The 10045-nt window shown below is 39.7% G+C and carries 8 protein-coding genes and 2 pseudogenes; 3 read left to right on the top strand and 7 right to left on the bottom strand.

What is annotated here, in order from left to right; all coding sequences use genetic code 11:
- Nucleotides 1-146: 146 nt before the first annotated feature.
- Both cmk and QM911_RS09365 read right to left on the bottom strand, forming a co-directional pair.
- Complete coding sequence (cmk, locus tag QM911_RS09370; protein WP_414313834.1) at nucleotides 147-818, bottom strand: (d)CMP kinase; 672 nt, start codon at nucleotides 816-818, stop codon at nucleotides 147-149.
- Nucleotides 819-826: 8 nt separating this feature from the next.
- Nucleotides 827-1315, bottom strand: a complete 489-nt coding sequence (locus QM911_RS09365; RefSeq protein ID WP_414313833.1) for an SAG1386/EF1546 family surface-associated protein — start codon at nucleotides 1313-1315, stop codon at nucleotides 827-829.
- Between the two features lie 45 nt (nucleotides 1316-1360).
- Between QM911_RS09365 and QM911_RS09360 the strand changes: the two genes are divergently transcribed.
- Nucleotides 1361-1558, top strand: coding sequence for a ferredoxin (locus tag QM911_RS09360; RefSeq protein WP_075230460.1), 198 nt, complete (start codon nucleotides 1361-1363; stop codon nucleotides 1556-1558).
- 105 nt (nucleotides 1559-1663) lie between these two features.
- Here the strand turns inward: QM911_RS09360 and QM911_RS09355 are convergent, their stop codons facing one another.
- The 5 genes from QM911_RS09355 to QM911_RS09335 all read right to left on the bottom strand — a co-directional run bounded on the left by QM911_RS09355 (nucleotide 1664) and on the right by QM911_RS09335 (nucleotide 6293).
- Nucleotides 1664-2611, bottom strand: a complete 948-nt coding sequence (locus QM911_RS09355) for a glycosyltransferase family 2 protein (protein ID WP_414313832.1) — start codon at nucleotides 2609-2611, stop codon at nucleotides 1664-1666.
- On the bottom strand, nucleotides 2595-3614 hold the full coding sequence (gene galE / locus QM911_RS09350) for a UDP-glucose 4-epimerase GalE (protein WP_414313831.1): 1020 nt from the start codon (nucleotides 3612-3614) through the stop codon (nucleotides 2595-2597). The genes QM911_RS09355 and galE overlap by 17 nt, the downstream gene beginning before the upstream one ends.
- Nucleotides 3615-3717: 103 nt before the next feature.
- A complete protein-coding gene (locus tag QM911_RS09345; protein WP_414313830.1) occupies nucleotides 3718-4815 on the bottom strand; it encodes an NAD(P)/FAD-dependent oxidoreductase in 1098 nt (365 codons plus the stop codon).
- A 16-nt stretch (nucleotides 4816-4831) separates the two neighbouring features.
- Nucleotides 4832-5629, bottom strand: coding sequence for a Nif3-like dinuclear metal center hexameric protein (locus QM911_RS09340; RefSeq protein ID WP_414313829.1), 798 nt, complete (start codon nucleotides 5627-5629; stop codon nucleotides 4832-4834).
- Nucleotides 5616-6293 (bottom strand): tRNA (adenine(22)-N(1))-methyltransferase, encoded by a 678-nt coding sequence (locus QM911_RS09335; protein WP_414313828.1) that lies wholly within the window; start codon nucleotides 6291-6293, stop codon nucleotides 5616-5618. The genes QM911_RS09340 and QM911_RS09335 overlap by 14 nt, the downstream gene beginning before the upstream one ends.
- 223 nt (nucleotides 6294-6516) lie before the next feature.
- Between QM911_RS09335 and QM911_RS09330 the strand changes: the two are divergent.
- Both QM911_RS09330 and QM911_RS09325 read left to right on the top strand, forming a co-directional pair.
- Nucleotides 6517-9662: pseudogene (locus QM911_RS09330) on the top strand (SNF2-related protein).
- Between the two features lie 226 nt (nucleotides 9663-9888).
- Nucleotides 9889-10045, top strand: a pseudogene (locus QM911_RS09325) (IS5/IS1182 family transposase); the annotation flags it as partial.

The following is a 10045-nucleotide window of genomic DNA, read 5'->3' as shown; positions in this document are numbered from 1 at the left end:
GCTTTTGGTTTTAGGAACTTTGACAATTTTAAGAAACGAATTTTCATCGCTCTGAATATAAAAATGGAGAGGACAACGATTGTCCTCTCCAGATGTTAGCTTTTATTCAACCCACTACAGTTGACAAAGAGCCTTAAAAATTTCAATTAAAAATGTTTGACTGCTTCTGATTTGATTTTTTCAACAACTTCTAAAATACTTAGTCCTGTCGTGTCCAAATAGATTGCATCATCTGCCTGCTTAAGAGGAGAAGTTTCACGATGACTATCTTTATAATCACGCGCAGCAATCTCTTCTTTCAAAGTTTCCAAATCTGTTTCGATTCCCTTTGAAAGATTTTCCTTATAACGTCGTTCTGCACGTTCATCCACTGAAGCAACAAGAAAAATCTTCAATTCAGCCTTAGGCAAGACCACTGTACCAATATCTCGACCATCCATGACGATTCCGCCTTGTTGGGCAATCTCTTGCTGGAGAGCTACTAATTTTTCTCGAACAGCTGGAATAGCAGCAAAGGCAGAAACAGCATTGGTTACTTCATTTTCACGGATTGGATTTGTCACATCAACATCTCCAACAAAAACAAGCTGTTCTCCTGTTTCAGCACGACCAAAGCTAATCGGATATTGTTCCAATAACTCAAGAAGTCGAGAAGACTCTTCTGGACTTACTTGGTTGTTCAAAGCGATGTAAGTCGCAGCACGATACATGGCACCTGTATCCAAGTAGGTATATCCAAAGTCCTTAGCGATAATCTTAGCTACTGTACTCTTACCACTTGAAGCTGGTCCATCAATGGCAATCTGAATTGTTTTCATCGTCACTCCTATCTTATCTTAAGGACATCACCAGGATTTGCAAACCAAGTACCAGTAGACATATGACCAGGGTTTAAAGCTTCCAATTGAGCAATGGAGATTCCAGCTCGAGCAGCAATGGCTGCTTCACCCTCTCCTGGCAAGACTGTAATTGTTCCTTCAGCATTTGTATGTTCCTCTGAACTACTTGAAGATGTAGCTTCTGGTTCAGAACTTGATGCTTCTACTGAACTACTTGAAGATGTTGAAGATACTTCTTCTACCTTAGGCGCAGAAGAATCATGGAAATCTTTCAAGGCTGCCGTACGATTACTTCCACCTGATGACAGGTAGATTAGAATAGCAATCATTCCGACAACGATAACAAAGAAAATACAAGCCAAAATCGTTAAAATACGATTAGCTCCTACTCCTGATTCCTTATTTCCTCTGCTTCTGCGTTCCGAACGACTTTCCTCGATGTCGTAAATATCTTCTTGCCATGGTTCCTTTTCCATACCTTACTCCTTGTTTTTTTTCTAATTTCTTATTACAATACAAATATGAAAATCACACTTATACCTGAACGATGCATTGCCTGTGGGCTATGCCAAACCTATTCTGATTTATTTGATTACCATGATAATGGTATTGTGCGTTTCTATGATGATCCTAATCTACTAGAGAGAGACATCCCAGCTAGTGAAGAGCTACTGGAAGCTGTGAAACAGTGTCCCACTCGCGCGCTCATCAAAGATTAATTTGTCATCAGTGGCGATTCGACTTCCAAATCCCACTTCCTCTAGTTTAGCATATTTTTCCAGAAAATTATAGTCTTTTGAAGGACTTATTTTTAGTAAATCTTATCATGACTCACTCTGTTCTTTTATCAGATAGAGGGGTCTTTTTTTCGTTTCCATATAAATTTTACTGATATATTTTCCGAGAATCCCAATCGTCAATAATTGGACACCACCAAGAAATAGAATGACAGCCATCAGAGAGGTCCAACCAGAAGTTGGATTGCCCAGTACGAGAGTACGGACAACTACAAACAATGTCATCACCAAAGCCAGAAAACACGACGAAAGGCCAGCAACAAAGGCTAATATTAAAGGGAAATCTGAAAAATTCACAATCCCTTCGATAGAGTAGAAAAAGAGTTGTCTAAAACTCCAACTTGTCTTACCTGCCTGCCTTTCAACATTAGGGTATTCTAGATAGTGAGTATGGAAACCAACCCAGGCAAAGAGTCCTTTGGAAAAGCGATTGTATTCTGTCAATTCTAACACTGAATCCACAACTGATCTTCTCATCATCCGAAAATCACGAACACCCGATGGAAGAGCTACTGGGCTAATTTTTTGCATAAAACGATAAAAAAGATCGGCGCAGAAACTACGTAAAAAGGGCTCACCCTCTCGACTGGTTCTGCGTGTTCCAACGCAGTCCAAGTCTGGATTCTGATCTAGTAGTTCCTTCATCTCAAGCAAGAGTCTTGGTGGATCCTGAAGGTCTGCATCCATAACCACCACCAAATCTCCTGTTGCTTGTTGTAAACCTGCATATATGGCCGCTTCCTTCCCAAAATTTCGCGAGAAAGAGATATAATGTACTGCAGGATTTTTCTCTCGATAAACCTTTAAAAGGTCCAAAGTCTTATCAGTCGAACCATCATCTACAAAAATGTATTCGATTTCTGTTCCCAAATCTGGGATCAGTTCTTCAAGAGTTTGATAAAAAAGAGGAAGTACTTCCTCTTCGTTTAAACATGGGACTATGATTGAAATCATCATCTTAGTCTTCAAATCCATTTGGATGCTTGCTTTGCCAACGCCATGCGTCTTCACACATTTCTGTAATACCAAGTTCTGCTTCCCATCCTAGCTCTTCCTTAGCTTTTGCTGGATCTGAATAGCAAGCTGCAATATCACCTGGGCGACGTTCAACAATTCGGTAAGGAATTGGACGTCCGACTGCTTTTTCTATATTTTGGATAATTTCAAGCACAGAGTAACCTTTTCCTGTACCAAGGTTGTATATGTTTAGACCTGAACCTTTTTGAAGCTTCTTAAGGGCTGCAACGTGCCCTTTGGCTAAGTCAACGACGTGGATATAGTCACGAACACCTGTTCCATCTTCTGTATCGTAGTCATCTCCAAAGACCTGAACTTGTTCCAACTTACCAACTGCGACTTGTGTAACATACGGAAGAAGGTTATTTGGAATACCGTTTGGATTTTCACCCAAATCACCACTCTTATGTGCACCGATTGGGTTGAAGTAACGAAGTAAAACAACGTTCCATTCTGAATCAGCTTTATAGATATCTGTCAAGATTTCTTCAAGCATCAACTTAGTACGACCATAAGGGTTAGTAGCTGAAAGAGGGAAATCTTCGAGGATTGGAACTGTATGCGGATCTCCATATACAGTTGCTGATGAGCTAAAGATGATGTTTTTACAGTTAGTCTCTTCCATAACTTTCAAAAGACTGACAGTTCCAGCGATATTGTTATCATAGTAGGTAAGTGGGATACGTGTAGATTCCCCTACAGCCTTCAAACCAGCAAAATGGATAACTCCTGTTGGTTCTTCATGTTTGAAAATATCACGAAGAGTTTCCGTATCACGAATATCTGCTTCGTAGAAAGGAATTTCTACCCCAGTGATTCTTTCGACTACTTCAAGACTTTTACGACTACTATTTACCAAATTATCCACGACAACTACTTGGTGTCCAGCTTGGACCAGTTCGATGACAGTGTGAGTTCCGATAAAACCTGCTCCACCTGTTACCAGAATTTTTTCTTGCATTTTATTTCCTCAATTCTTGGATTATTTTTTTCATTTTACCATTTTTGATAGGGAAAGTCATTTACTTTCCTAATACTATCGTAAAATCTAAGTAAAAAATTTACTATTGTTTCTTTTTAATGTATCTTTCAGTCGGATAATCTGCTGGATCGAATACTCCACTTCTCCCCTGAAGCATTTGAGCTAGATGATAACCGATTATGGGACCAGTCGTTAAGCCTGAAGATCCTAGACCACTTGCTGTATAGACTCCTGATAAGTTTGGAACCTGTCCGAAAAATGGAGAGAAATCACTTGTATAAGCACGAATCCCCACACGTTCACCAGATGAAATCGCCTCAGCCAGGGCTGGATAAAATGGACTCGCCGCCATAACCATTTGATCGAGCAAGGTTTCATCCACTGTCAAGTCAAAGCCCATATCATTTTCATGAGTAGCCCCTAGAGACAACTTGCCTCCAGGAAATGGAATCAAATCCCACTCCCCTTCAGGCATAACTACAGGGTAAGCTCCCATGTCTTGTTCCACTTGGTAATCTCGGAGTTGCCCCTTTTGAGGACGAACATCAACCTCATAGCCTAAAGGCTCCAAAATGTGTCCAAGCCAAGCTCCTGTGGACAAGATAACTTGGTCAAACATTTGGTTGTCTATTTGATAACCCGGTGCTAGAGGAGTTAGACTGACCTCTTTCTTTACGACCTTCACTTGACTGGCTTCAAGCAAGCGACTAACTAAAAGTTGTCCATCTACTCGAGCCCCTCCAGAAGCATAGAGCAATCTCTCAAATCCCTCTAATCCAGGGAATAGACTGCTTGCAGCAGCTTGGTCCAAAATGGCTAATTCGCCAATTAAGGGAGATTCATCTCTACGTTGCAAGGCTAAGTCATAGAGTTCCTCTAGTTTGGAGTCATCTTTTTTAAGAAGAAAGACGCCAGAACGCTGGTAAAAATCAACTTGTTGACCCGATTTTTCCAAGTCAGCTAATAAATCCACATAGAAATCAGCTCCTAGTCGCGCCATCTTGTACCAAGCTTTATTACGTCGTTTAGAAAACCAGGGACTAATAATTCCTGCCGCTGCCTTGGTAGCTTGTCCGTGCCCATGATCAAAGACAGTTACTTCGACATCTGCTTCTTTAGAGAGATAGTAGGCGCCTGTTGCCCCTACAATTCCTGCTCCTACAATGGCAACTTTTTTCATTGATTTTACCTTCTAACTAGATATGATGGAATGGATTGGTAGAAGCCTGACTTGCGACAACTTCTAGCGACCAAGCATTCTCTTCCTTCCATTCGTTCAAGAGCTCTGCAATTTTTTCAACAAAAAGCACTTCGATATAGTGGCCTGGATCCAGAGCTAATAAACCATCTAACAGCATATCTTGGGCAGTGTGATAATAAATATCACCAGTGATATAAAGATCTGCTCCTTTTTCTAAAGCATCAGAGTAGAAAGATTGCCCACTGCCGCCACAAATAGCCACTCTTGAAATGGTCTTTTGCAAATCAGTCTCTTGATAATACACCATACGAAGGCTATCTAGATCAAAGACTTCCTTAACATGGTCAGCAAATTCCTTAAATTTTTGAGGTCTAATCGTTCCAATACGGCCAATCCCACGTTCAAGACCTGTTTCCTGCAAATAAGTTGTATCCTCAATACCCAATAGTTGGCAGAACCAGTCATTTAATCCATTCTCAACAATGTCGATATTAGTATGGCTAACATAGACTGCAATATCATGCTTGATGAGATCGATATAAATCTGATTTTGAGGACGGCTAGCTACCAAATCCTTGATTGGACGAAAGATAGGCGCGTGCTTGACGATAATCAAATCTACACCCTTTTCAATGGCTTCTGCAACCGTTTCTTCACGAATATCGAGGGCAACCATGACCATTTGAATTTCCTTGTCTAGGGTACCAATCTGCAAACCACGGCTATCACCCTCCATAGAAAATTCTTGAGGGCAATAGGCTTCATAACGATTTATCACTTCACTTGCTTTCATGGAGCACCTCCATAATGGCTTGAATTTTATCTGCCAGAACCTGACGTTCTTCTGGATTTTTTTCTGGAATTTGACTAAGGGCAAACTCAAGCTTGCTGGCTTCTTTTTGCCATTTTTGGATGAAGGCTGGACTGAGTTCTTTAGATAGAAAAGGACCAAAACGGACATCAGTGGCCAATAGCTTCATTTCACCAGCTTCTGCAACTATGATCTCGTAGAATTTCCCAGCTTCTTCTAGGATACTTTCTGCTATGATTTGAAAACCATGCTCTTGTAACCAAGAACGCAACTCGTCTTCACGATTATTGGGTTGAAGAATCAATCGCTCAACATTGGCAAGTTTATCTAATCCCTCTTCTAAGATCGTAGCAATCAAACGACCACCCATTCCAGCAATAGTGATGACAGATACCAGATCACTTTCTTCGAAAGCTGCTAAACCATTAGCTAAACGAACTTGAATTTTTTCAGTCAAGCCATGACTCTCAACATTTTTTACTGCAGATTGATAGGGACCTACCACTACCTCTCCTGCAATGGCACGATCGATGTGACCTTTTTCAACCAATTCAATGGGTAGATAAGCATGATCGCTTCCTACATCTAGCAAAACGGCTCCTTGAGGTACAAAGGAAGCTACCGTTTCTAACCTCTTTGAAATCATCTTCTCTCACTTTCCAAAAGTCTATTTCCCTTTATTATACCATATTTCAAACCTCAACTTTCCAGTAAGAGCGAAAGAAGTTTCAATGGCCTAACACAATAGATGGATTCAATTGAAAGATTCACACTCAAGAAACACTTTTTTTGCCAATCCTTATCAAGATGCAATTTATGTAAGATAAGTCTATTCTTTTCCTATAAAATCTCATAAGATAGAGGAAAGAATGATCAGAACTGAGGTTACTTCAATGACTGTTCCCGATAGACTACCTGCTCGTATGAGAATGGATGGACAAGTTATTTTCCAACAGATAAAAAGCTATTTTGATACTGAAAACAAAGAATATTTTAAGCATCCCAATACCTACAATGGTATTTCCATGTATCTGGAACCCAACATTCTGACCAGTATGAAGTACTTCGATTTGACTGATTTTCATTGTGAATGTAATGACTTCCAAAATCAAGGAGTCTGTAAACACTGGGTTGCAATGGATCACTACTTTCATAGTCTCCCCCAAGTTATTCAAAAACGCATTCGTAAATCTAGTCATAAACCAAGTTTTGCCAGCCAACTGATTCCTACCTTGCCATCTGAAGAGCTCCAAAACGAACTGCTAGAAGAAAAAGCAGAGGCACCTTCACTTGCACTTCATGGACAATTCGAAATCCGAAATCATAGCCTATCCTGGACCTTAAAACTAAAGGTGGAACAGGCTCCTCGTGCCTATGTTATCAAGGATATAGCTCACTTCATTTTTCTCATTTTCCAACAGGAAGATTACTTTGTTTCACAGAAAATCGGGACAATCAACTTATCATTAGACCAGTTTAATAAAGCTTCTCAAAATCTAATCCTCTATATCAAAAAATATTTCATCGATAGAAATGAACATTCTTATTCCAACTTCAGTTATGGCATTAGCCCTAGAGATTGTGGACGCTATTTAGAGACTCCTGTTAGCTATTTAAACGACCTTGTCCCACTTTTTCAAGCTTTGGACGTGTTTCAATATGTAACCTCAAAAGCCGAATACCCTCTTATATTCTTAGATGATAATCCCTTTATCCCAGAAGAAGAAATTTTTAAAGTTGTCAATCTGATAACCATTATGAAATCATCAATACAGCTTATTTTGGTTTCATTATTCAAAACAAACTTTGGATTCGGCACAATCACTTCCACATCATCAAAAAAGAGCACCGTTACTTTTTAGATAAATTAGCTACTTGGATCTACCATTATCAGGAAAGTTCTCCTCTTATCTTTTGAAAGGAAAATAAGGCTGAACTCATGCAAATATGTAATATTATCTCAAACTATGTTCCTATCAGTATCCCAGATGAATTACAAATCCATGACTTCATCCCCATCTTTGCCTTCTCCAAGACTAGAAATGAAATTGCCGTCAACATGGTGTGGTCGTTTGGAGAAAAGCAAGCCCACTCTAAACAAGATCTCCTATCCCTCCCCTATACTTACCAAGCTAGTAAAGCTAGAAAAATCTATCATCAACTCCTTTCTGCTGGTTTCAAAGAGGATTTTCATAGTCTTTCCAAAATCAAAGTCGTTGATTTCTTCCTAAAAGAACTACCTCGTTTTCGTACTCTGGGGCAAGTTCAACTAGATGAATCGCTTGAAAAACTCTTAGTAGAAGATCCTGCTGTCATTGACATTTTTGACGACGAAGATTTCCTTTCAATTCAGTTTGATTTTTCTATGATTTCAGAAGATGAGGTTGAAAAAGCTATCCAAGCTTTATGGAATCAAGAAAGCCACTACCAAACCAAGCAAGGAAAGGTTCTAGTCTTTGACGATGAAAGTCTCAAGGTTGCCCAAAGTCTCCAAGATCTTCGTGCTAAATTTTCAGACGGAAAAATCAAGATGCACAAATCTCGTGCCTATAGCCTTTCTGAAACCTTCAAAGACAATGAACATGTCAATTTTTCTCGTGATTTCAAAAAGATGGCTTATGATCTGACCCACCCTGAAGAATTTGATATCAAACCTTATGAAGTCAAGGCCAAACTCCGCTCCTATCAGAAAGAAGGAGTCAAATGGTTGAGTATGTTAGATCATTATCATTTTGGGGGAATCCTGGCTGACGATATGTGACTAGGGAAAACCTTGCAAACCATCACTCTTCTGGAAGCCAACCTTAAACCAGAACAGAAAGTACTTATCTTAGCTCCTGCCAGCCTTCTTTACAATTGGAAGGAAGAATTCCAAAAATTTGTACCTCACAAACAGGTTGAAGTAGCCTATGGCACAAAAACTGAGCGTATCAAACAAATTGATAAATCTGCTACTATCACTATCACAAGCTACCCATCTTTTCGATCTGACCTTGAACACTATCAAAAGCAGTCTTATGACTACCTCATTTTAGATGAAGCACAGATGATAAAAAATAGTCAGACAAAAATAGCACAGGCTTTAAGAGAATTTGATGTCAAAACCTGCTATGCCCTATCTGGAACTCCTATCGAAAACCGTCTTGAAGAGATTTGGTCTATTTTCCAGATAGTGTTACCAGGACTCCTACCAAGTAAAAAGGAATTTTCAAAATTGTCACCTCAACTCGTTGCTAAACTGATCCAACCTTTTGTTCTGCGTAGGAAAAAAGACGAAGTTCTGACAGAATTGCCTGAACTGAGCGAGCACCTCTACAGCAATGAACTCACCAGTTCACAAAAAACGCTCTATCTAGCTCAACTTCGACGTATGCAAGAAATGCTTGCAGGAGCCAGCGCTGATGAGATTAAACATCATAAAATTGAAATTTTAGCAGGACTGACCCGACTTAGACAAATCTGTAATACCCCAGCTCTCTTTTTAGAAGACTACACAGGGGATAGCGGAAAAATGGACAGCTTATTCGAGCTTCTGGACACCATTCGTAAAAAAGAATCACGACCACTTATCTTTTCACAATTCACCTCTATGCTTGATCTCATTGAGCAAGAACTAGAGAAAAAGGGATTGTCTCACTTTAAAATAACAGGACAAACCCCTTCAGATAAACGGCAAGAGATGGTCAATCTCTTCAATCAGGGAGAAAAAGACTGCTTCCTCATTTCCCTAAAAGCAGGTGGAACAGGACTGAATCTAACAGGAGCCGATACCGTCATCCTCTGTGACCTCTGGTGGAATCCAGCAGTCGAGATGCAAGCCATCGGACGAAGCCACCACCTTGGCCAGACCAAACAAGTCGATGTCTATCGCCTCATCACCCTTGGAACCATAGAGGAAAAAATCCAAGAACTCCGAGAAAGTAAAAAAGAACTCTTCAACACCGTCCTTGAAGGACAAGAAAGCAGAAGCAATCTGAGCGTTGATGATATTAAAGAAATCTTGGGTGTTGAATAAACGAAAAAGAGCTAGAATAAACGGCACTTTATCATCTGTAGTGGGGTGAAGAAAAGCTATCATTGAGTTTAAGACAAAATGATTTCTCAGCTAGTAAAAGAGAGAGTCACGTTTCTTGTGACTCTCTCTCAGATTGAAGACAAAGTCCTTGGAAGTCAAGTTTCCAAGGGCTTTTCTTTGTGTAAAGTTGTATAATAGAGGTAAGAAGAGTTGTGAGGTAATCCCTATGTTTCACAAAGAAAAACCTGATTATAAGCGTAAGCAATATGGTTTCTATACAATAGACGAATTGGTCCCAAAAGATCACTTTCTTCGACAAGTAGATTCAAAGGTTGATTTTGACTTTATCTATGACTTGGTAGAAGATACCTATAGTCCAGATA

Origin of the sequence: Streptococcus infantis (genome assembly GCF_047460825.1) — a bacterium.
Taxonomy (GTDB): domain Bacteria; phylum Bacillota; class Bacilli; order Lactobacillales; family Streptococcaceae; genus Streptococcus; species Streptococcus infantis_V.
Note: the sequence above shows the minus strand (reverse complement) of the source record. Positions and strands in the feature narration are given on the sequence as shown.